The following is a 21,263-nucleotide window of genomic DNA, read 5'->3' as shown; positions in this document are numbered from 1 at the left end:
TTCGTGGTCGCAGAGTATAGATTACGCAAGGTGGCGGCTGGGGTCGTCGCCGGGGAGCGCAAGGGGAACAGTCAGGGGCTGCATGGTGAATCCGTGAGGGACTTCACAGCAGGGCCGTTGCCATTTGCTAAGAATACGTTATTAATGCTCGGGCGCAGGTCTTGCGTCCAAGTGCCCGTCGGCAGGGGAGAAACCGTGGGGCTCATCCCAAAAAGTCAGTCGCCGCTTGTAGGCGTCGACATCAGTTCGACTGCGGTAAAGCTTTTGCAGCTGTCCCGCAGTGGCAACCGTTTTCGTGTGGAACATTACGCCGTGGAACCTCTTCCGCCGAACGCGGTGGTGGAGAAGAACATCGTGGAAGTGGAGGCCGTGGGTGAGGCCATCCGCCGTGCGATGAACCGCTCGGGGAGCAAGGCCAAGCTGGCCGCTGCCGCCGTCGCCGGTTCGGCGGTGATCACCAAGGTGATCCCGATGCCGGCCGAGCTCGACGAAAACGACATGGAAGCCCAGATCGAGCTGGAAGCGGTCAACTACATTCCGTACCCGATCGAGGAAGTGAACCTGGACTTCGAGGTGATCGGAGCGATCCCGAACAACCCGGAGATGGTCCAGGTGCTGCTGGCCGCGTCGCGTTCGGAGAACGTGGAACTGCGCCAGTCGGCCCTGGAACTGGGGGGCCTGCAGGCCAAGGTGATGGACGTGGAGGCCTTCGCGGTCGAGAACGCCTACGCCCTGGTCGCCAGCGAGCTGCCGGTGTCCATCGAGGGCGTGGTCGCGCTGGTCGATATCGGCGCCACCATGACCACCCTCAACGTCCTGCGCGGCGGCCGCAGCCTGTACAGCCGCGAACAGGTGTTCGGTGGCAAGCAGCTGACCGACGAGATCATGCGCCGTTACGGCCTGAGCTACGAGGAAGCCGGCCTGGCCAAGCGCCAGGGTGGGCTGCCGGAAAGCTACGAGATGGAAGTGCTGGAGCCGTTCAAGGAAGCCACGGTCCAGCAGATCAGCCGCCTGCTGCAGTTCTTCTACGCAGGCAGCGAGTTCAACCGCGTTGACCACATCGTGCTGGCCGGCGGCTGCGCCGTGCTCGGCGGCCTGCCGGAAATGGTCGAGGAACAGCTGGGCGTGCCGACCGTGGTCGCCAACCCGCTGGCGCAGATGACCCTGGGGCCGAAGGTGAACGCACATGCGCTGGCCCAGGATGCCCCCGCGCTGATGATCGCCACCGGTCTGGCGCTGAGGAGCTTCGACTGATGGCACGCATCAATCTATTGCCCTGGCGCGCCGAGCGGCGCAAGCAACGCCAGCGCGAGTTCTACGCAATGCTGGGCATGGCCGCTGTCGGTGGCCTGCTGCTGTCGCTGCTGATCTGGTTCTATTACGACCGCCAGGTGAGCGGCCAGATGGACCGCAACGCCTATCTGGAAGCCGAGATCGAAAAGGTCAAGGAACAGAACAAGGAGATCGACCGCCTCGACGCGCAGAAGGAACGTCTGCTGGCCCGCAAGAAGGTCATTGAGGAACTGCAGGCCAAGCGCTCGCAGATGGTGCACCTGTTCGATGCGCTGGTGCGCACGATTCCCGATGGCCTGGTGCTGACCGCGCTGAAGCAGGAAGGCGACGTGCTGACCCTGGAAGGCCGCACCCAGTCCAACGCCCGTGTTTCGGCGTACATGCGCAACCTGGAGACCTCCGGTTGGATGACCAACCCGGAACTGTCGATCATCGAAGCGCGTGATCCCGAGAAGGACAAGGACGGCAAGGTTGGCCCGTTGGCCGACATCAAGGCGCTGCCCTATGTGTTCGTGGTCAAGGTGAAGCTGCCGGCGCAGAGTGAGGAAGTGGCCGGTACGCCAGGCCTCAACGCCGATGGTTCGGTGGCAACGCCGGCTCCGCCCGCAGTGGCCCCGCTTGCCGCCGGCCCGGATGCAGCGGCGCCCGCTGCACCGGCCGCAGGCCAGCCCGCTGCTGCTCCGGCTGCACCCGCCCCCACCGCCGCGCCGGTCAACGCACCTGCTGCCACCCCGGCCGCGCCGAACCAGCCGGCAGCCCCGGCTGCCAAGCCTGCGCCGAAGCCCGAGGGCAGCCGCCTGGCGCAGCCGCCGCAGGCCTTCAACGCCCCGCTGCAGGGGGATCGCGCATGAGCCAGAAAATCGATCTGAAGAACCTGGATTTCAACGACATCGGCAACTGGCCGCAGAAGGCCAAGATCGTCTTCTGCTCGCTGTTGGCGCTGGTGATCATGTTCGTTGCGTGGATGCTGCTGATCAGTGGCAAGCGCGAGGAACTGGCCGGCCTGGAATCGAAGGAAGTCGATCTGCGTGCCGAGTTCACCAAGCAGCAGGAGCGCGCGGTGAACCTGGCACCGCTGAAGCAGCAGCTGGCACAGATGGAACAGGTGCTGCAGCAGATGTTGCGGCAGCTGCCCAGCAAGACCGAAATGCCTGACCTGATCATCGACATCTCGCAGACGGCGTTGTCCAGCGGCCTGACCAACGAGCTGTTCGAGCCGGAGCAGGAGCAGGTCAAGGAGTTCTACGCCGAAAAGCCGATCAAGCTGCGCATGGTGGGCAGTTACCACCAGTTCGGTGCGTTCGTCAGTGGCGTGGCGTCGCTGCCGCGCGTGGTCATCCTGACCATGCACGACATCAACCTCAAGCCCAAGGACAAGGCCAGCGGCAACGCCCGCAGCGGTGCGCTGGAACTGTCCGGCACGGTCAAGACCTATCGCTATCTGGATGAGACCGAGGTGCAGGCACAGCAGGCGGCTGACGCCGGCAAGGAGGAGAAGAAGTGATCCGTTCCCTCTTTGCGCGTTGTGGGATGGCAGCCGTCGTGCTGATGCTGGCCGCGTGCGGCCGCGATGTGACCAGCACGCCGGATGATGCGCCGAACCTTGAAAAGTGGGTGGAAGGCGAGCGTGCCCGACCGGCGCAGCCGCTGGAGCCGCTGCCGGTGATGCAGCAGTTCGAAACCTTCGAATACTCCGCACAGGGTCTGCGCGACCCGTTCACCGATGCCTGGACCAATCCGCAGCAGGGGAATGGCGGATTGCGTCCGGATCCGAACCGGCGCAAGGAGCCGCTGGAAGGCTTCCCGCTGGATGCACTGGACATGGTCGGTACCATCGGCACCGGCGCCGCTACCGTGGCGCTGGTGATGGGGCCGGACAAGGTGACCTACCGGGTACGCCCGGGTGGGTACCTTGGGCAGAGCGACGGGCGGGTCACGGCGGTCTTCGAGGACCACGTGGAGCTGATCGAACTGGTGCCGGATGGCGCGGGCGGCTGGCTGGAACGGCCGGCAACGCTCTCGCTTGAAGATCAATGATCGTTTACTGGGGATAGCACGATGACCTTTCACCAAGCCAAGGGGCTGCGTCCCATCCGGCGCTCTACCTTGAACCGTGTCAGCGCGTTGGGAGTCGCGCTGATGCTGGCCTGCGCTCCGGCGCTGGCCGCCGCACCGGCCGAGAAGCCGGTGGGCGCCACCGTGGCACCGGCGGCAGCGCCGGCGGGCCTGTCGGTGGCCAAGATCGATTTCAAGCGCGGCGATGATGGCGCCGGGCGCCTGATCGTCCAGTTCGACGGCCAGGGCGCGGTCCCGGACCTGCGTACGCAGGGCAACAGCGTGGTGGTCGATGTCGGTAACGCCCGACTGCCGGCCAACCTGCAGAAGCCGATGAACGTCACCGACTTCGCCACGCCGGTGCAGCGCATCGACGCCAAGCCGTCCGGTGCCGGTACCCAGCTGGTGCTGAGCACCGGTGGTGCAGTGGAATCGCTGGCCTACCAGAGCGGCAACGAGTACGTGGTGGAGATCAGCCCGCGGCAGGCGCCCGCCGCGGTGGGCGCGGTCACCGCCGGCAGCGTCACCCAGGCCGCCAAGGCGGTGGGGCAGCGTGGCTTCACCGGCAAGCCGGTGACCTTCAACTTCCAGGACGTGCCGGTGCGCACCGTGCTGCAGTTGATCGCCGAAGAATCCAATCTCAACGTGGTGGCGTCCGATTCGGTACAGGGCAATGTGACCCTGCGCCTGGTCAACGTGCCGTGGGACCAGGCGCTGGACATCGTGCTGCGTGCCAAGGGCCTGGACAAGCGTCGCGATGGCAGCGTGATCTGGGTCGCTCCGCAGGCTGAGCTGGCCAAGTTCGAGCAGGAGAAGGAAGACGCGCGCATCGCCATCGAGAACCGCGAAGACCTGGTCACCGATTACGTCCAGATCAACTACCACAGCGCCACGCAGATCTTCAAAGCGCTGACCGAGGCCAAGGGCATCGGTGGCGGGAGTGGTGGCGGCAATGGCGGTGGTGGCGGTTCGTCGCAGGAAGACAGTGGTTTCCTGTCCTCGCGCGGCCGTATCGTGGCCGACGAGCGCACCAACACGCTGATGATCAGCGACATCCCGAAGAAGATCGCGCGCATGCGTGAGCTGATCGGCGTGATCGACCGCCCGGTCGACCAGGTGCTGATCGAAAGCCGCATTGTCATCGCCACCGATACCTTCGCCCGCGAGCTGGGTGCGAAGTTCGGCATCAGCGGCAGCCGCGACAACGTGTACTTCAGCGGCAGCCTCGCTGCCAACGAGGAAACCCGCAAGTCGCAGGTCGATACGGCACTGGCCAACGCCAAGGCGGTCCGTGAGTGGCAGGCGGGTGGCAGCGTCGGCCCGGCGCCGGTTCCCAGTGGCCCGACCATCAAGCGCGGCCTGAACTGGAACCTGCCGGTGGCTACGGCCAGCAATCCGGGTTCGTTGGCGCTGTCGATCCTCAACGCTGGCTACCTGCTGGATGTGGAGCTGTCGGCCATGCAGGAAGAGTCGCGAGGTGAGGTGATCTCCAACCCGCGCGTGGTCACCACCAACCAGCGCGAGGCGATGATCAAGCAGGGCAAGGAAATCGGCTACGTCACCATCAGCGGCACCGGTGCTGCCGGTGGCGCCGGTTCCACCCCGAACGTGCAGTTCAAGGAAGTGGTGCTGGAACTGCGGGTGACCCCGACCATCACCAACGACAACCGCGTGTTCCTCAACATGCAGGTGAAGAAGGATGAAGTCGACCGCCTGATCGAGCTGCAGGGCTACGGCACGGTGCCGTCGATCAACCGCCGCGAGGTCAACACCGCGGTGCTGGTCGAGGATGGGCAGACCGTGGTCATCGGTGGTGTGTACGAGTTCACCGACCGCAGCAGCATCAGCAAGGTGCCGTTCCTGGGCGACGTGCCGTTCCTGGGCAACCTGTTCAAGAAGCGTGGCCGCAACAAGGACAAGGCCGAGCTGCTGGTGTTCGTGACGCCGAAGGTGTTGCGCGTGGCCAAGCAGAACTGAGCCCGCGCCACCCGCGAAACGAAGAAGGGCCGCCATGCGCGGCCCTTCTTCGTTTCCACCCGTAGATCCACGCCATGCGTGGATGCGCCGTTCAGCCGTTCTTGATGCCAATCGCAGGGCACCCTGCGATGATGTCGGGAACCCGTGCCGTCCCGCGCCGGTCAAAGGCCCCCATGAACCTGCCACCGCCGATGCCCGAAACCGTCTCGCCGCCGCCCGCGCCGGCCACCTCGCGCCTGCATGGCGCCTTCACCCAGCTGCGCGATGCCCTGTCGGCCGAGATCGTCGGCCAGGCGGCACTGGTCGAACGCCTGCTGATCGCGCTGCTGGCCGATGGCCACCTGCTGGTGGAGGGCGCTCCGGGCCTGGCCAAGACCACGGCGATCCGTGCGCTGGCCTCGCGCCTGGAGGCTGACTTCGCCCGCGTGCAGTTCACCCCGGACCTGCTGCCGGCCGACCTGACCGGCACCGAGATCTGGCGCCCGCAGGAAGGCCGCTTCGAATTCGTACCCGGACCGATCTTCCACCCGATCCTGCTGGCCGATGAAATCAACCGCGCGCCAGCCAAGGTGCAGTCCGCACTGCTGGAAGCGATGGGCGAGCGCCAGGTTACCGTTGGCCGCCACACCTACGCGCTGCCGCCGCTGTTCCTGGTGATGGCCACGCAGAACCCGATCGAACAGGAAGGCACCTTCCCGCTGCCGGAAGCACAGCTGGACCGCTTCCTGATGCATGTGCGCATCGGCTACCCGGACCAGGCCGCCGAATCGGAGATCCTGCGCCTGGCCCGCGAGCGTGCCCGCGGCGCGTTGGGCGAAGCCGCACCAGCGCCGGAAAAACTGCCGATGCAGGATGTGTTCGATGCCCGCCGCGAAGTGCTGGACCTGCACATGGCGCCGGCGCTGGAACGCTACCTGATCGAGCTGGTGCTGGCTTCGCGTGATCCGGCGCGCTATGACGCTGGCCTCGGCCGCCGCATTGCCTGGGGCGCCAGCCCGCGCGGTTCCATCGCGCTGGAACGCTGCGCGCGTGCGCGCGCCTGGCTGGCCGGCCGCGATTTCGTCACCCCTGATGATGTGCGTGCGGTCGCTGCCGACGTGCTGCGCCATCGCGTGCTGCCCAGCTACGAAGCTACTGCCGAAGGCTGGGATGGCGAACGCCTGGTGCAGGAGCTGCTGGCCCGGGTGCCGGCACCCTGAGCCTGCGCATGACCGATCCATCCCTGCACCACGCCTCCTCCGTCAGCGACGGTGACGGGCTGCGCCCGCAGCTGTCCGAACTGGTGGCGCTGCGCCGCCTTGCACAGCGTCCGCCGCCGCCACGCCGTGGCCGTGCCGGCAACGCCGGGCAGGCGCCGTCACCGCTGCGTGGGCGTGGCATGGAATATGCCGAGTCACGCGAGTACGTGGCCGGTGATGATGCGCGGCATATCGACTGGCGGGTGACCGCACGGACCGGTCGTGCCCATACCAAACTGTTCCAGGCCGAACGCGAGCGGGTCAGCCTGATCGTGGCCGATACCTCGCCGGCCCTGTACTTCGGCACCCGCGTGCGCTTCAAATCGGTGCAGGCCGCACGTGCAGGCGCCGTCGCCGCGTGGTCGGCACAACGTCGTGGCGATCGCATCGGCGCCCTGCGTGGCAGCGACCGTGAACCCCCGATCGCACCGGCAGGAGGCCCGCGCGGCGTGCTGCGCGTGCTGGATGCGCTCACCCGCTGGTATGCGCAGCCCCCGGCCGATGACCTTGGCCTGGAACGCGCGCTGGACCATGCCGGTCGCGTCCTGCGCCCGGGTGCACGTGTGCTGGTGCTGGCCGATCCGCAGCAGGCCATCCGTATTCCGCCTGCGCGCTGGAGTGCGCTGGCCCAGCACCATGACCTCAGCCTGGTGCTGCTGGTCGATCCATTGGAACTGCAGCCTCCGTCGGCCGCGCTACAGTTCCAGACCCTGCAACAGCGCATCGGCCTCGACCTGCGGCGCAGCGAGGTGCAGGCTCATTGGCAGGCCCACTTCGTCGAACCGCTGCAGGAACTGCGGCGCCAGCTGGGAGCGCGTCGCGTCGATGTGCAGGTGCTGTCCACCGATGCGCCCAGCGATGCCTGGCTGGCACCATCCCCCACCGAGGTGCCGGCATGAGCGCGAACCTGCCGCTGCGCGATGTGCAGCTGCCGCCGGCCCCATCATGGTGGCCACCGGCACCGGGCTATCTGATGATCGGCGGCGTGGTGCTGCTGTTGCTGGTGGCGATGGCCTTCCTGTGGTGGCAGCGCCGCCGACGCCGCCAACGCTGGTTGCAGGTGTTTGATCAGGAGCTGGCAACCACCGCCGATGCGGCTGCCGAACTGGCGGCGATCGCAGGGCTGCTGCGTCGCGCCGCACGCCAGACACAGCCCGGCAGTGAATCCCTGCGCGATGACGCCTGGTGGCAGCGCGTGGATCCGGAAGGCACGCTGCCCGCGGCACGTCGCAGCCTGCTGGCGGAAGGTGCCTATCGCCCACGAGTGGACGCCAACGATGTGGCGGCGCTGCGCAGCTGGGCGCGCGAGCGCTACCTGGCCATGCTGCTGGAGCGCCGCCGATGAACCTGCTGGCAAGTTACTGGCCATGGCCGGACCTGCAGCTGGCGTGGCCGCTGGCCCTGCTGGCGCTGCCGTTGCCGTTGCTGATGCGCTGGTGGAAGCGTCGTGCCGACCCCGGCGCTGCGCTGCGCGTGCCCTATGCAGCGACGGAACTGGAAGCGCTGGCCGGTGGCGGCCGCGTTGATGTGTCGTGGCTGCGCACGCTGCTGTTGTGGCTGGGCTGGTGCGCGCTGTGCATCGCGCTCACGCGCCCGCAGCAGTTGGGCGAGGCCATCACCCCGCCGCAGCAGGGCCGGCAGATGATGCTGGCGATGGACGTGTCCGGCAGCATGGGCGAGGGCGACATGGTGCTGGGCGGGCAGGCGGTGGATCGCCTGACCGCGGCCAAGGCCGTGCTCGCCGATTTCCTTGATCGTCGTGCCGGTGATCGCATCGGCCTGCTGATCTTCGGCGACCGCGCCTACACGCTTACGCCGCTTACTGCCGATCTGGCCAGCGTGCGCGACCAGCTGCGCGACAGCGTGGTCGGCCTGGCCGGGCGCGAGACGGCCATCGGTGATGCCATCGGCCTGGCAGTGAAACGCCTGCGCAGCCAACCCGAGGGACAGCGCGTGCTGATCCTGCTGACCGACGGCGTCAGCAACGCCGGGGTGCTGGAGCCGCTGCGTGCGGCGGAAGTGGCCCGCGCCGAAGGTGTACGCATCCACACCGTCGCGTTTGGTGGCGATGGCAGCATGCGCCTGTTCGGCATTCCCATTTCCGCCGACCAGGATCCGGTCGACGAGGCCACGTTGAAAAAGATTGCCAGCATGACCGGTGGCCAGTTCTTCCGCGCCCGCGATACCGCGCAGCTGGCCGGCATCTACGCCGAACTGGACCGGCTGGAGCCGATCGCGGCGAAGGGGCCAAGCCTGCGACCGCGCGAGGAGCGCTATGCCTGGCCGTTGGGCCTGGCGTTGTTGCTGGGTGCGTTGGCATGGGTGTGGCCGGAGCGCCGCCGATGATCGCGTTGGCATCCCATCTTCCTGACTGGAATGCGCTGCATTTCCTGCGACCTGAATGGCTGTGGGCCTTGCTGGCATTGCCGCTGATCCTCGCGCTGGCGTTGTACCGGCAGCGGCGCAGCGATGTGTGGCGGACAGCGGTCGATGCCCACCTGTTGCCGCATCTGCTGGCTGCGGGCACGCGCCGCCGAGTACGCCTGCCCTGGGCCGTGCTGCTGGGCTGGACGCTGGCATCGCTGGCCATGGCCGGACCGAGCTGGCGGCAGCAGGCACAGCCGATGTTCCAGGCCAGTGCGCCGCTGCTGGTGGTGCTGGATCTGTCCAGCCGCATCACCGCCACCGATCTGCCGCCGTCGCGGCTGCTGCAGGCGCGGGCGAAGGTGGGCGCGCTGCTGCGTGCCCGCCAGGGCGGTCAGGTGGGACTGGTGGTGTATGCCGAAGATGCCTACACCGTGGCGCCGCTGACCGATGACGGCAGCAATGTCGCGTTGTATCTGGACGCGTTGTCGCCGGATGTGATGCCACGTGACGGCCAGCGTGCCGACCGCGGTATCGACTGGGCGACGCGGTTGATGCGCCAGATCGGGGCATTGCGGGGGCAGATCCTGCTGGTGAGCGATCAGGCGGATGATGAAGCGGCACTGGCCGCCGCGCAGGCGCGCAGCCTCGGCCTGCAGGTGTCGGTACTGGGCCTGGGCACAGCTGCCGGTGCGGCGTACCGGGATGGCAGTGGGCAGATCCGCCAGGCTGCGCTGGATGAAGGCAGCCTGCGTGCGGTGGCTACCGCAGGTGGTGGCCGCTATGCCCGCATTGCCGCCGATGACAGTGATCTGCGCGCACTGGGTGTACTGGATGCACGCGAAGGTACTGCGGCGCAGCGGCCCGGCGAGGGCAAGCAATGGCGTGATGAAGGGTTCTGGCTGCTGCCACCGGTGATGCTGCTGGCGCTGCTGGCCTTCCGCCGCCGCGCGCTGCTGGCGGCGGTGCTGGCGGTGGGCCTGCTGCCGTGGATGAGTGATGTGCAGGCGCAGGCACCCGCCGTGCCGGCTTCACCGCCGGTGAAGGGCACACTGTGGAAGCGCGCCGACCAGGTGCAGCACCAGCGTCTGGCCGAAGGTGCGCAGGCGTACCGCAATGGCGATTTCGCCAGTGCCCGCAAGCAGTTCGAGGGCATCGACAGCGATGCGGGCTGGTACAACCTGGCCAATGCACTGGCCCGCCAGGGCAACTACGACGAAGCCATTGCCGCCTACGACCGCGCGCTGGCACTGCATCCCGGCATGGCCGACGCGGTCGCCAACCGCGCCGTGGTCGATGCCGCGCGCAAGCGCAAGCAGTCGGGTGGCAAAGGCCAGGATCAGCAGAAGCCACCGCAGAACGGGCAGCAGAAGCCACCGCAGAACGGCCAGGGGCAGCAGAATCCGCAGGGCCAGCAGCCGCAGCAGGGCCAGCAGAATCCCGGCCAGGGCCAGCCGCAACCGGGCCAGCAGGGGCAGCCCAGGCCCGGTGACGACAAGAACCCGTCGAGCCCGCAGCCCGGCGAGCGCGGGCGCGATGGACAGCAGGCGCCACCACAGGTGGAGGATGCCAAGGCACAGGCCCAGGCGGATGAGCAGCAGCGCCAGCGCATGCAGCAGGCAATGCAGCAGGCACGTGAGGGCAAGGGCGAACAGGATGGCAAGCCCGTGCCAGGCAGCGACGGTACCACCCCGCGCCAACGCGAGGAGCAACAGGCGGTGGAGGCGTGGATGCGGCGCGTACCGGATGATCCGGGCGCATTGCTGCGGGCCAAGTTCCAGCTGGAAAACGAACGCAGGAAGAGGGAAGGGCGATGACGCGGGCGACGAACATGCACGGGCGCTGGCCGCTGCAGGTGTTGGCGGCACTACTGCTGTGGCTGCCGCTGCTGGCGTGGGCGCAGCCGCGCGCGTGGCTGGACCGCGACCGCATCGCGATGGGCGACACGGTCACTCTCAATGTCGAGAGCGATCAGGGCGCGCCAGACTTCACGCCGTTGCGTACCGACTTCGATCTCAGCGGCCAGACCAGCAGCCGTCAGGTGGAGTGGAGCAATGGCAGCATGCAGCAGCGCAATCTGTATGGCGTGGCACTCACGCCGCGGCGTAGCGGTGCACTGGTGGTGCCGGGCCTGCAGGTGGGCAGCGTACGTACTGCGCCGTTGACCCTGCAGGTGGATGCCGCTGCCGTGGCCGGCCCCGACAGCAACGCAGTGGCCTTCATCGAAACCGTCGTCGATGACGAGACGCCGTATGTGCAGCAGAGCGTAGGCGTGGTGGTGCGGTTGTATTTCGCTTCGCAGCTGGCCTCCGGCGAACTGGTGCTGGATACCCCGGCCGGTGCGTCGTTGCAGCGGGTGGGCGATGACCGCACCGATGTGCGGCAGGTCAATGGCCGCCGCTACAACGTGGTCGAGCGGCGCTTCCTGCTGATTCCTGAGCGCAGCGGTGCACTTCGGCTGGCCGGTGCGCGTTTCAGTGGGCGCAGTGCCGGTGGCTTCTTCGACGACTTCTTTGGTGGCGGCGACGGGCGGATGAGTGCCACCGGCGCCGACCGCACGTTGCAGGTACAGGCACAGCCGGCACAGGCGCCGCAGCCGTGGCTGCCGCTGCAGGGCCTGCAGCTGCGCTACACCAGTGCACCGACCAGCGCACGTACCGGTGAGGCGGCCAACGTGGTGGTCGAGGCGATTGCCGACGGTGCCACCCGCGCGCAGTTCACCGACCTGCCGGTGCCCGACGTCGGCAGCGCCGCACAGGTGTTCGCCGAACCGGCGCAGTACGAAGAGACCTTCAACGGCAGCACGCCGCGGCTGAAGATCACCCGCCGTTACTCGATCGTGCCGCGCCAGCCGGGTTCGCTGGTGGTGCCGGGGCCGCGCCTGCCGTGGTGGGACGTGCGCAACGGCAAGCCACAGGAAGCGAAGCTGCCGGACCTGACACTCGCCGTCGCAGCCGGTAATGGCGGTGGCAGTGCTTCACCTGCGCCGCTGCCGCCGATCGACACCGATGCTGCGCTGCCGGGGGGCGATGGCCAGGACAGTCGTATCGCGGCCACCGATCCGCGCGCCAGCGGCCTGGCCGAGCGTCCGTGGCTATGGATGGGCGCCGCCATCGGCCTGGCGCTGCTGTGGCTGCTGACCCTGTTGTGGGGCTGGCAGCGTGGCCGTCGCCCGCGCGTGGCGTCGCCTGAGGCGGGCAGGGGGGCTGTGCCGGCTGTGGCGACTGGACGTGCCGGCCTGGCCGAACTGCGCCGCGCGCTGGATGGTGAAGGCTTCGATCAGGTAGAAGCTCAGCTGTGCGCGATGGCCGGCGTTGAACGCATCGAGCAGGTCATCGCGCGGTTGGATGACCCGGCCCAGCGCCAGGTGCTGCAGGACCTGCAGCAGGCCCGCTGGGGCGGGCAGGGTGATCTGGCGCCGCTGCGCACGCGCCTGCGCGAGGTCTTCCGTGACGGACCGCACTGGTCGGCGGCGGCGATCACCGCTGACACTGGCCTGGCGCCGCTGTATCCACCGCGGCGAACCTGAACCGGCGCCGCTTGCGCGCTTTGTTAGAGTGCATTCATTTTTCGAGGAAACCCGCGCATGACAGCAGCTGCTGCCGACAAGAAGAAGTTGCCCCTGCATTGGAAGATGGGCATCGGCTTTGCGATCGGCCTGATCCTGGGACTGATCGTGCACGCCCTGGGTGGCAGCGTCGATGGTCTGCAGGCCGGTGCCAAGTGGGTAATGGACTACATCACCACCCCGGCGTCGGGCCTGTTCCTCAACCTGATCTTCATGCTGATCGTGCCGCTGATCTTCTCGGCGCTGATCATGGGCGTGTCGGAGATGGGCGACATCCGCGCCCTCGGCCGCATCGGCTGGAAGACCCTCGCCTACACCGTGCTGCTGTCCGGCATCGCCGTGGGCATCGGCCTGGTGCTGGTCAACCTGCTCAAGCCGGGTGCCGGCGTCGACCCGCAGGTCGCCGCGATGATGCTGTCGGAGAACGCCGAGCGCAGCAAGGAAATCGTTGCTGGCATCCATGGCACGCCGAAGGGCATGGACATGCTGCTGTCGATCGTGCCGAGCAACGTGCTGCAGGCTGCATCGGATAACGGTGCGATCCTGTCGCTGATGTTCTTCGCGCTGATGTTCGGCATCGGCATGGTGCTGACCGACAACGAGAAGGTCGCACCGCTGCGCCGCGCCATCGAAGGCGTGTTCGAAATCTCGATGACCCTGATCAACCTGGTCATCCGCCTGGCCCCGTATGCGGTGGCCTGCTTCATGTTCAACCTGGCCGCGCTGTTCGGCTTCGAGCTGATCATCCGCCTGGGCGCCTACGTGGGCGTGGTGGTGCTGGCGCTGGGCCTGCACATGATCGTGACCTACGGCACCGCCGTGTGGCTGTCCGGCCGCTCGCCGCTGTCGTTCTTCCGCGATACCCAGGAAGCGACGGTGATGGCGTTCTCCACCGCCTCCAGCAACGCCACCCTGCCGACCGCGCTGCGCGTGGCCGACCAGATGGGCCTGCCGCAGCGCGTGTCGCGCTTCGTGCTGACCGTGGGCGCCACCGCCAACCAGAACGGCACTGCGCTGTTCGAGGGCGTGACGGTGATCTTCCTGGCCCAGTTCTTTGGCGTGGACCTGAGCATCGGCCAGCAGATCATGGTGATGGCGGTCTGCATCCTCGGTGGCATCGGCACGGCTGGCGTGCCGTCGGGCTCGCTGCCGGTGGTGGCGATGATCTGCGCGATGGTGGGCGTGAACCCGCTGGGCATCGGCCTGATCCTGGGCGTGAACCACTTCCTGGACATGTGCCGTACCGCCCTGAACGTGACCGGCGACCTGGCCCTGACCACCCTGGTGGCCAAGGGCGAGTCCCACGATGGCCCGGTGCTGGGCCCGCAGCAGGACTGAGTCCGGAGCCACTGCCGGTGACCTGATCGGGGTCGGATCCCTTTCCGCAAGGAAAGGGCTCCGACCCCGTTTCACATGCGGAATCCGGCAGAGATCACGACGCTGCCGGCCAGCGGCCAGCTCTACAGGGCAAGTGGAACTGACCCCCCGCCCGGCGACTATGGGACAATAGGCCGCCCGCACGTCCGCGGCCGCCTCCCGATTCCGACAGAACCATGACGCAGCCTACCCGTCGCCAGTTGGCCAACGCCATCCGCTTCCTTGCCGCCGATGCGGTTGAAACCGCAAAGTCCGGCCACCCCGGCATGCCCATGGGCATGGCCGACATCGCCGAAGTCCTCTGGAACGACTACCTCCGCCATAACCCGAGCAATCCGCACTGGTTCAACCGCGACCGTTTCGTGCTGTCCAACGGCCACGGTTCGATGCTGCAGTACGCGCTGCTGCACCTGAGCGGTTACGACCTGCCGATCGAGCAGCTGAAGCTGTTCCGCCAGCTGGGGAGCCACACCGCCGGCCACCCGGAACGCCATGAGACCCCGGGCGTGGAAACCACCACCGGCCCGCTGGGCCAGGGTTTCGCCAACGCCGTGGGCTTCGCCCTGGCCGAGAAGCTGCTGGCACAGCGCTTCAACCGCCCGGAGCTGGAAGTGGTCGACCACCGCACCTGGGTGTTCATGGGCGATGGCTGCCTGATGGAAGGCGTGTCGCATGAAGCGGCGTCGCTGGCCGGTACCTGGGGCCTGCACAAGCTGGTCTGCTTCTGGGACAACAACCACATCTCCATCGACGGCAACGTCGAGGGCTGGTTCACCGACAACACCCCGGAGCGTTTCGAAGCCTATGGCTGGAACGTGGTCCGTGACGTCGATGGCCACGACCCGGAAAGCATCAAGGCCGGCATCGAGGCCGCGCTGTCGCAGAGCGACAAGCCGACCCTGATCTGCTGCCGCACCACCATTGGTTTTGGTTCGCCGAACAAGGCGGGCAAGGAATCCAGCCACGGCGCACCGCTGGGCAAGGACGAACTGGAAGCCACCCGCAAGCAGCTGGGCTGGGAGTACGGTCCGTTCGAGATCCCGCAGGCGATCTACGACGGCTGGCGCGCCAATGGCGCCGGCACCCTGCGCCAGGCCGAGTGGGAACAGCTGTTCGACAAGTACGCCAGCCAGTACCCGGGCGAGGCCGCCGAACTGACCCGCCGTTCGCACGGCGAACTGCCGGCCGACTTCGTTGCCAAGGCCGATGCCTACATCGCCCAGGTGGCGGCTGAAGGCCCGACGATCGCCTCGCGCAAGGCCTCGCAGCTGGCCATTGAAGCCTATGCCCCGCTGCTGCCGGAAATCGTCGGCGGCTCGGCCGACCTGGCGCACTCCAACCTGACCCTGTGGAAGGGCAGCAAGTCCGTTGCCAGCGACGACGCCAACGCCAACTACGTGTACTACGGCGTGCGCGAGTTCGGCATGACCGCCATTGCCAATGGCCTGGCCCTGCACGGTGGCTTCATTCCGTTCGACGCCACCTTCCTGGTGTTCAGCGATTACGCCCGCAATGGCGTGCGCATGAGCGCGCTGATTCCGGCCCACGCCATCCACGTCTACACCCACGATTCGATCGGCCTGGGCGAAGACGGCCCGACCCACCAGCCGGTGGAGCACCTGGCCTCGCTGCGCTACATCCCGAACAACGACGTGTGGCGCCCGTGCGATGCGGTCGAGTCGGCAGTGAGCTGGAAGGCCGCGATCACCCGCCAGGACGGCCCGAGCTGTCTGGTGTTCAGCCGCCAGAACCTGCCGCACCAGCCGCGCAACGCCGAGCAGATCGCCCAGATCGAGCGCGGTGGCTACGTGCTGGCCGATGCCGCCGGCACTCCGGACGTGATCCTGATCGCCACCGGTTCGGAAGTTTCGCTGGCCACCGAAGCCAAGGCCCAGCTGGATGCGGCCGGCCTCAAGACCCGCGTGGTCTCGATGCCGTCCACCGACGTGTTCCTGCGCCAGGATGCGGCCTACCGTGAATCGGTGCTGCCGAACGCCGTGCGCAAGCGCGTGGCCGTGGAAGCTGGCGTCACCGGTTTCTGGCGTCAGTTCGTCGGCCTGGACGGTGCCGTGATCGGTATCGACACCTTCGGTGCCTCGGCCCCGGCCGACCAGCTGTACAAGCACTTCGGCATCACCACCGCCCACGTGGTGGAAGCTGCCAAGGCGCTGTAAGCAGCATCGCAGCGTGATGAAGGAAAGGCCGGCGCACGCCGGCCTTTCTCGTTTTCCTGGGTAGATCCACGCCATGCGTGGACGAGAAAAGGGGACGGCGTGTTCCGCCCGACGGCGCCGCTGTCGCGTTGGCCTCTTCATCTGGCCTGCGTTCCTTGCGAAAAGGAGAGTCTGCCGAGACAACCTCAATAGTAAAAATGGTCAACAAGCGCGGCGCAGAAACCTATACTGGATTTGCGGAGTGTAAGGTGTGGCCTTACACTGGTACTGCATGATCGTCAGCTTCAGGCATAAGGGCCTGAAGGCGCTCTATGAGCGGGGCGACATTTCCGGAGTCCGTGCCGATCATGTGGCTCGGTTGCGGCGTTTGCTTCTGCAGTTGGATCAAGCCCGGCTGCCTGGAGACATGGGGCTGCCCGGAAATCGCCTGCATCCCCTGCACGGAAGCTATAGCGGCTACTGGGCTGTGAATGTCTCGGCGAGTTGGCGATTGGTGTTCCGCTTTCGTGGGCTCGACGTCGAACTGGTCGATTACCTTGATTACCACTAGGAGTCTGCTCGATGCCGTTGCATGATCCGCCGCATCCAGGAGAATCGCTGCGCGAAGACATCCTGCCGGCGATCAGCATGTCCATCAGTGCGCTGGCGCAGCACCTTGGTTATTCCCGTGGACAGCTGTCGACCATCATCAACGGGCACGCCGGCATCTCTGCTGAACTCGCGTACCGTCTTGAACTTGCGGGCCTCGGCAGTGCTCGTATGTGGCTGGCGATGCAGGCGGCCTATGACCTGTGGCAGGTCGAGCATCGAGAGCATCCGCCCATTGCCCGCCTGTATCTTGAGGATGCAGTGAGGATCGGACAGTAGATCCGCGCCATGCATGAATAAAGAAGGGGACGGAGGGGATCAAGTCGTCTGTGCATGAACGACTTGATCCCCTCCGTCCCCTTTTCTCAGGCAGTGCGTGCCAGCGCCAGGCGCAGCAGTCGCGCGTCCAGGCGCTCTGCGAAATCCGTCGGAGCCTGCAGGCCCATGCGCTGCAGGTACACCGCATCGCCGTCGCCGGCCGGTTGCCGCAACGCTGCCCAGACGGTACGCAGCTTGTCGCCGCGGGTCTGCGTGTTGGCCTTCAGCCAACCCAGCGCTTTCACCAGTACCTGCTCGATCTCGTTGAAGTCGCTGCCCAACGGATAGTCCGGCAGACTGCCATCGGCGCGGAACGGTGCCAGCGCTGCCGCCAATGCCTGCGGCGTATTGCGCTGCAGACGCGCCGGGTCCGGTTGCGCGGTCGCCAGCAGCTTGCACGCGGCATGTGCCTGCTGCAGCAGATCGCCCTGGAACGGGGCTTCGGTGATCGCGGTCATCGCATGCACGCATTCCTCGTCGGTCAGACCACGCAGGTCGGCGATGCCGTACTCGTTCAGGTAGATATCGCGCAGGTGGCGCGGGATGGTGGTGTGCCCGTAGTTCCAGCGCACGTTGGACTCGCGCCGGCCCTTGTCATCGCGCGCGGCGCGGAACATCAGCACGCTGCGCGCTTCCGGCAGGGCATGCGCCATCGCCACGAAGTTGTACTGGCCACCCACGCCGGACACCACGCGGCCATCGTCCAGCGCGTCCGACACCGCTGCACCCAGCGCGGTGGCCATCATGCAGGAATTGAAGAAGCGCGCGTGCCGGCGCTGCAGGCGTTCCAGCGTTTCGTTGCCACCGTACAGCTGGTTGATCTCGCTGATGCGGCGCATGCCGATCGCACGACACTCATCTTCCGGCAGCGTGCGCAACCACTCGTAGAACTCCGGCGAGCCCAGGTAGAACGCGCCGTGCAGGTACTCGCCCTCGGCGGCCAGGGTGGCGTGGTCGATGGACAGCGTGCTGCCATTTTCGATGCGCTGCATCAGCGCCAGGTCGTCGTGCACCTTGCGCTTGATCACCCCGGTCTGCACCAGCCGGCGGAAGCCCTCGTTGAGCATCTCGCTGCAGCCGTACAGGCCCACTTCGAACGGATCCAGCCCGCCGATCTCCTGCACCAGCGGGTGGCTGGCCAGCTGCGGATCCAGCGCGTGCAGCACGCGGCGGTAGCGGGCGTTGTCGGTATGGCGCAGCACCAGTGCGTGGCTGAGTGCATCGGCCAGCGTGCCGATACCGATCTGCAGGGTGCCGCCGTCGCGCACCAGCGTGCTGGCGTACAGGCCGATGGCGTAGTCGGCATCGCCGACCGGCTGCCGCGGCAGCCCGAACAGCGCCGGGTACGGCGGCGGCGGGGTGATCACCAGATCGAAGAACGACACATCGACCGTCGCCGAGCCGCCCAGATAGGGCAGCTGCGGATCGATCTCGGCGATCATCAATGGGCGCGGCAGGCCGCGCGCGGTCATCGCATCCAGGGTGTCCTGGGTGATGTCGTTGTTGCACGACAACGACAGCCGACGGTCATCCGGCCGCATCGCCACCTTCTGCACGATCACCTGCGGCGCGCGCTGGGCGACCGCATCGGCGGCGTGGGTGTAGTTCAGGCTGGTGTAGCTGGACTGCGCCTGCCGCGAACCGAGCAGGGCGCCGGACTGCATGTAGAACTCTTCCACCTGCACATGTGCCGGCAACGCGTCGCGCGCGATCGCATCGGCATAGGCCAGGCGCGGGAAATCGTCGCCGAAATGGCGCTGCGCGAACGGTGCCAGGAAGCGCGCTTCCAGGCCGTTGCCGCGCGCCTTCGGCGGATTCAGCGACAGTGCGGTATACAGCTGCAGCGGCCGCGAAGGGTCGTGCTCGACGCGTGCGTAGAGGGCATTGAGCAGCCGGTGCGGCTTGCCCAGCGCCAGCGGTGCTCCGATCCGCAACGGCCCGTCCACGCGCGCAAACAACCAGTCGACGGCGGCGTCCAGGTCGGTGACGTGTTCGGTCATGCGGGGCGGTCCTGCGTGTGGGGGAGTGCTGGCATTACAGCATGTCGGGCTTGAACCGCCGTCGACGCGAGACTTCCGCGCCGGACACCATGAACTGCCCATCGCCTCGGTAATGCACCGTGCGCGGCAGCTTCGGCCGTGGCGCGACGTGTGCGTGCACGATTTCCCAGATGAACAGGTTGCTCGATTGCACCTGGCTGTCGTCGTAAAGACGGCATTCGAAGCACGAATGGCATTGCCCGACCAGCGGCGCGCCAACCTCGCGCGCAGGTACTGCATCCAGCCCGAAACGCGCAAACTTGTCTACCTCGCGGCCGCTGCAGTTGCCGATGTCGACCACGGTATCGAGCAGCTCCACGCCGGGTACGTTGATCACGCACTCGCCACTACTGACGGCCAGTGCATGGCTGTGGTTTTCATTCCACAGGTAGGTGGCGACCAACGACGGCGAAAAGCCCATCACCATGTGCCAGCCCATCGTCATCAGGTTGCGCTGGCCCTGCCACGCGGTACTGACCAGCACGATCGGGCCGGGTTCGAGGAAGCGGCGCGCCTGCTGGACCGGGAAATCCTTCTTGGACAGCGCTTTCATCCGGGGCCTGGGGCGGGAGGAATCGATGCTGGCGCAGCCGGGATGAACCCGGAGTCGAGGGGCTTGACAGATGATTCGATTACGCGCGTAATCGGGCTGTCGATTACGGATGTAAACCATGACCCCGATCAGCGAAGCCGAAGCCGTTGTGATGGAGGTGCTGTGGCAGCAGGCACCGCGTAGCGCCGACGAAGTGGTCGCCGCGCTGGCCCACCGCGACTGGGCCGAGCCGACCATCAAGACCCTGCTCAACCGCCTGCTGACCAAGGGCGCGATCGCCGCCGAACGTGATGGACGGCGCTACCTGTACCGGCCGCTGCTGCAGCGCCAGGCATGGGTGGAGGCGCAGAGCCAGGACTTCATCGGGCGTGTTTTCGAGGGGCGCGTGGCGCCGCTGGTCGCGCACTTCAGCGAGCGCGGCCAGTTGAGCGCGCAGGACATCGCCGAACTGAAGAAGCTGATCCAGGAGCTGGACCATGACTGAGCTGCTCGACGGATTGTGGCAGGCCAGCCTGTGGCTGGCGGTGGGCGCGGTCCTGCTGGCAGTAATGCGACCGCTGCTGGTGCGGATGGGCGGCGCGGGGCTGGCCTACCGCAGTTGGTGGCTGCTGCCGATGCTGCTGGTGGCACTGATGCTGCCATTGCCGCAGGTTGCGTTGTTGCAGCAGGTGCCCACGCTGCCGCTGAAAGTGATGCCCGGTGCCATCGATGCCCTGAACGGGCCGTCGTTGCCATGGGCCGGGCTGTTGCTGGTGCTGTGGGCATTGGGCACGGGCCTGTGCCTGCTGCGCGACCTGCGCGCACAGCGTCGTTTCGAACGGCGGATGGGCCCACTGAAGCCGCGCGCCGATGGCAGCTGGCAGGCCAGCGGCGACCCCGGCCTGCCGGCCCTGGTTGGCCTGTGGCGGCCGCGCATCGTGGTCGGTCCGGCATTCGACCAGCAGTTCAGCGCACAGGAACAGGGGCTGATCCTGCAGCACGAGCGCAGCCATCGCCGCCATGGCGATCACTGGGCCAACGGCGCTCTGCTGCTGGCGCGCGCGGTGTTCTGGTTCCACCCGCTGCTGCCATGGGCGGCACGCCGCTTCCTGCGCGATCAGGAATTGGCCTGCGATGCCCGCACCATCGGTCCGCAGCCTGCGCTGCGCGGCCTCTATGCCAGCACGCTGCTGAAGGCGCAGCTGGTCCACCCGGTTGCGCCCGCGGTCTGCCATTGGCGCAGCCAACCCGTGTTGAAGGAGCGTATCGCCATGTTGAAGCAGTCCAAGCGGAAGGCATTGCCGTGGGTGTCCGGGCAGGTGCTGGTGGTCGGGTTGTGTGTGGGCATGGGGGCGGTGGCATGGGCCAGCCAAAGCGGTGCGGCCGGTGGCACCCGGATCGGTGTCGAGCCGTTCGAACATGCGCAGGACGATGCGGCCAAGGCGGGGTTGGACCGGCCGATCCAGGTGGACAAGATGCCGCCGCCGTCCTATCCGAAGTCCGCCTTCGAGCAACGCCAGGTAGGCGTGGTCAATCTGCGCATCGAAGTGGACGCACAGGGCCATCCGACCGATGTGCGGGTACTCAGTGCGACCAATCCGGGGGTGTTCGACGCCGTCTCCGTCGCCGCCGCGCGCAGCTGGACCTATCGTCCCGCGGTGAAGAACGGCAAGCCGGTGGCCGGTGCCGTACGCATTCCGATCACCTACGCCATGGATGACACCGAGGACGCGAAGTGAA

At 67.1% G+C, this 21,263-nt stretch carries 19 protein-coding genes; 17 read left to right on the top strand and 2 right to left on the bottom strand.

The features are described 5' to 3' along the window. The first annotated feature begins 195 nt into the window (after positions 1-195). The 15 genes from M1L61_RS18460 (at position 196) to M1L61_RS18390 (ending at position 16,913) form a co-directional block, all read left to right on the top strand. Entirely contained in the window at positions 196-1,254 is a 1,059-nt protein-coding gene (locus M1L61_RS18460) for a pilus assembly protein PilM (RefSeq protein ID WP_010484061.1), read from the top strand. Further along, the gene (locus tag M1L61_RS18455) at positions 1,254-2,144 is read left to right on the top strand and encodes a PilN domain-containing protein (protein ID WP_248853890.1); all 891 of its coding nucleotides are present in this window, start codon (positions 1,254-1,256) and stop codon (positions 2,142-2,144) included. The genes M1L61_RS18460 and M1L61_RS18455 overlap by 1 nt, the downstream gene beginning before the upstream one ends. Continuing rightward, positions 2,141-2,797 (top strand): type 4a pilus biogenesis protein PilO, encoded by a 657-nt coding sequence (gene pilO / locus M1L61_RS18450; RefSeq protein WP_049410131.1) that lies wholly within the window; start codon positions 2,141-2,143, stop codon positions 2,795-2,797. The genes M1L61_RS18455 and pilO overlap by 4 nt, the downstream gene beginning before the upstream one ends. Positions 2,798-2,823: 26 nt before the next feature. Continuing rightward, positions 2,824-3,330, top strand: a complete 507-nt coding sequence (locus M1L61_RS18445; protein WP_248854795.1) for a pilus assembly protein PilP — start codon at positions 2,824-2,826, stop codon at positions 3,328-3,330. Between the two features lie 21 nt (positions 3,331-3,351). Further along, on the top strand, positions 3,352-5,325 hold the full coding sequence (locus tag M1L61_RS18440) for a type IV pilus secretin PilQ family protein (protein WP_049437119.1): 1,974 nt from the start codon (positions 3,352-3,354) through the stop codon (positions 5,323-5,325). 173 nt (positions 5,326-5,498) lie between these two features. Beyond that, the gene (locus tag M1L61_RS18435; RefSeq protein WP_019659996.1) at positions 5,499-6,524 is read left to right on the top strand and encodes a MoxR family ATPase; all 1,026 of its coding nucleotides are present in this window, start codon (positions 5,499-5,501) and stop codon (positions 6,522-6,524) included. 8 nt (positions 6,525-6,532) lie between these two features. Then, positions 6,533-7,462, top strand: a complete 930-nt coding sequence (locus M1L61_RS18430) for a DUF58 domain-containing protein (RefSeq protein WP_049461750.1) — start codon at positions 6,533-6,535, stop codon at positions 7,460-7,462. Further along, positions 7,459-7,908, top strand: a complete 450-nt coding sequence (locus M1L61_RS18425; RefSeq protein ID WP_143994412.1) for a DUF4381 family protein — start codon at positions 7,459-7,461, stop codon at positions 7,906-7,908. The genes M1L61_RS18430 and M1L61_RS18425 overlap by 4 nt, the downstream gene beginning before the upstream one ends. Further along, a complete protein-coding gene (locus tag M1L61_RS18420) occupies positions 7,905-8,909 on the top strand; it encodes a VWA domain-containing protein (protein WP_019338744.1) in 1,005 nt (334 codons plus the stop codon). The genes M1L61_RS18425 and M1L61_RS18420 overlap by 4 nt, the downstream gene beginning before the upstream one ends. Beyond that, on the top strand, positions 8,906-10,744 hold the full coding sequence (locus M1L61_RS18415) for a tetratricopeptide repeat protein (RefSeq protein ID WP_248853889.1): 1,839 nt from the start codon (positions 8,906-8,908) through the stop codon (positions 10,742-10,744). Before M1L61_RS18420 ends, M1L61_RS18415 begins: the two co-directional genes overlap by 4 nt. Continuing rightward, positions 10,741-12,456, top strand: coding sequence for a BatD family protein (locus tag M1L61_RS18410; RefSeq protein ID WP_248853888.1), 1,716 nt, complete (start codon positions 10,741-10,743; stop codon positions 12,454-12,456). Before M1L61_RS18415 ends, M1L61_RS18410 begins: the two co-directional genes overlap by 4 nt. Before the next feature lie 57 nt (positions 12,457-12,513). Further along, positions 12,514-13,833, top strand: coding sequence for a dicarboxylate/amino acid:cation symporter (locus M1L61_RS18405; RefSeq protein WP_019338741.1), 1,320 nt, complete (start codon positions 12,514-12,516; stop codon positions 13,831-13,833). Between the two features lie 215 nt (positions 13,834-14,048). Continuing rightward, positions 14,049-16,046 carry a transketolase gene (gene tkt / locus M1L61_RS18400; RefSeq protein WP_010484072.1) on the top strand — a complete coding sequence of 666 codons (1,998 nt, stop codon included), beginning with the start codon at positions 14,049-14,051 and terminating at the stop codon, positions 16,044-16,046. A gap of 271 nt (positions 16,047-16,317) precedes the next feature. Next, on the top strand, positions 16,318-16,596 hold the full coding sequence (locus M1L61_RS18395) for a type II toxin-antitoxin system RelE/ParE family toxin (protein WP_010484073.1): 279 nt from the start codon (positions 16,318-16,320) through the stop codon (positions 16,594-16,596). 11 nt (positions 16,597-16,607) lie between these two features. Then, complete coding sequence (locus tag M1L61_RS18390) at positions 16,608-16,913, top strand: HigA family addiction module antitoxin (protein WP_010484074.1); 306 nt, start codon at positions 16,608-16,610, stop codon at positions 16,911-16,913. A gap of 86 nt (positions 16,914-16,999) precedes the next feature. Here M1L61_RS18390 and M1L61_RS18385 read toward each other — a convergent pair whose 3' ends face one another. Both M1L61_RS18385 and M1L61_RS18380 read right to left on the bottom strand, forming a co-directional pair. Further along, positions 17,000-18,952: an acetyl-CoA hydrolase/transferase C-terminal domain-containing protein gene (locus M1L61_RS18385; RefSeq protein WP_248853887.1), complete on the bottom strand. Its 1,953-nt coding sequence runs from the start codon at positions 18,950-18,952 to the stop codon at positions 17,000-17,002. Between the two features lie 34 nt (positions 18,953-18,986). After that, positions 18,987-19,544: a flavin reductase family protein gene (locus M1L61_RS18380; RefSeq protein ID WP_191863585.1), complete on the bottom strand. Its 558-nt coding sequence runs from the start codon at positions 19,542-19,544 to the stop codon at positions 18,987-18,989. Between the two features lie 118 nt (positions 19,545-19,662). Between M1L61_RS18380 and M1L61_RS18375 the strand changes: the two genes are divergently transcribed. After that, positions 19,663-20,028 (top strand): BlaI/MecI/CopY family transcriptional regulator, encoded by a 366-nt coding sequence (locus M1L61_RS18375; protein ID WP_012481135.1) that lies wholly within the window; start codon positions 19,663-19,665, stop codon positions 20,026-20,028. Further along, positions 20,021-21,262, top strand: coding sequence for a TonB family protein (locus tag M1L61_RS18370; RefSeq protein ID WP_143993922.1), 1,242 nt, complete (start codon positions 20,021-20,023; stop codon positions 21,260-21,262). The genes M1L61_RS18375 and M1L61_RS18370 overlap by 8 nt, the downstream gene beginning before the upstream one ends. The last annotated feature ends 1 nt before the right edge of the window (position 21,263 follow it).

The organism is Stenotrophomonas sp. NY11291 (genome assembly GCF_023277365.1).
Lineage (GTDB): Bacteria > Pseudomonadota > Gammaproteobacteria > Xanthomonadales > Xanthomonadaceae > Stenotrophomonas > Stenotrophomonas geniculata.
This window is presented reverse-complemented; position numbering and strand designations above follow the sequence as displayed.

Excerpts from the sequence above, each read along its gene's own strand:
- M1L61_RS18380 (WP_191863585.1), bottom strand. The coding sequence starts at position 19,544 with ATGAAAGCGCTGTCCAAGAAGGATTTCCCGGTCCAGCAGGCGCGCCGC.
- M1L61_RS18370 (WP_143993922.1), top strand. The coding sequence starts at position 20,021 with ATGACTGAGCTGCTCGACGGATTGTGGCAGGCCAGCCTGTGGCTGGCG.
- M1L61_RS18440 (WP_049437119.1), top strand. The coding sequence starts at position 3,352 with ATGACCTTTCACCAAGCCAAGGGGCTGCGTCCCATCCGGCGCTCTACC.
- pilO (WP_049410131.1), top strand. The coding sequence starts at position 2,141 with ATGAGCCAGAAAATCGATCTGAAGAACCTGGATTTCAACGACATCGGC.
- M1L61_RS18395 (WP_010484073.1), top strand. The coding sequence starts at position 16,318 with ATGATCGTCAGCTTCAGGCATAAGGGCCTGAAGGCGCTCTATGAGCGG.
- M1L61_RS18390 (WP_010484074.1), top strand. The coding sequence starts at position 16,608 with ATGCCGTTGCATGATCCGCCGCATCCAGGAGAATCGCTGCGCGAAGAC.
- M1L61_RS18455 (WP_248853890.1), top strand. The coding sequence starts at position 1,254 with ATGGCACGCATCAATCTATTGCCCTGGCGCGCCGAGCGGCGCAAGCAA.
- M1L61_RS18385 (WP_248853887.1), bottom strand. The coding sequence starts at position 18,952 with ATGACCGAACACGTCACCGACCTGGACGCCGCCGTCGACTGGTTGTTT.
- M1L61_RS18425 (WP_143994412.1), top strand. The coding sequence starts at position 7,459 with ATGAGCGCGAACCTGCCGCTGCGCGATGTGCAGCTGCCGCCGGCCCCA.
- M1L61_RS18430 (WP_049461750.1), top strand. The coding sequence starts at position 6,533 with ATGACCGATCCATCCCTGCACCACGCCTCCTCCGTCAGCGACGGTGAC.
- M1L61_RS18410 (WP_248853888.1), top strand. The coding sequence starts at position 10,741 with ATGACGCGGGCGACGAACATGCACGGGCGCTGGCCGCTGCAGGTGTTG.
- M1L61_RS18405 (WP_019338741.1), top strand. The coding sequence starts at position 12,514 with ATGACAGCAGCTGCTGCCGACAAGAAGAAGTTGCCCCTGCATTGGAAG.
- M1L61_RS18445 (WP_248854795.1), top strand. The coding sequence starts at position 2,824 with ATGGCAGCCGTCGTGCTGATGCTGGCCGCGTGCGGCCGCGATGTGACC.
- M1L61_RS18435 (WP_019659996.1), top strand. The coding sequence starts at position 5,499 with ATGAACCTGCCACCGCCGATGCCCGAAACCGTCTCGCCGCCGCCCGCG.
- M1L61_RS18420 (WP_019338744.1), top strand. The coding sequence starts at position 7,905 with ATGAACCTGCTGGCAAGTTACTGGCCATGGCCGGACCTGCAGCTGGCG.
- tkt (WP_010484072.1), top strand. The coding sequence starts at position 14,049 with ATGACGCAGCCTACCCGTCGCCAGTTGGCCAACGCCATCCGCTTCCTT.
- M1L61_RS18415 (WP_248853889.1), top strand. The coding sequence starts at position 8,906 with ATGATCGCGTTGGCATCCCATCTTCCTGACTGGAATGCGCTGCATTTC.
- M1L61_RS18375 (WP_012481135.1), top strand. The coding sequence starts at position 19,663 with ATGACCCCGATCAGCGAAGCCGAAGCCGTTGTGATGGAGGTGCTGTGG.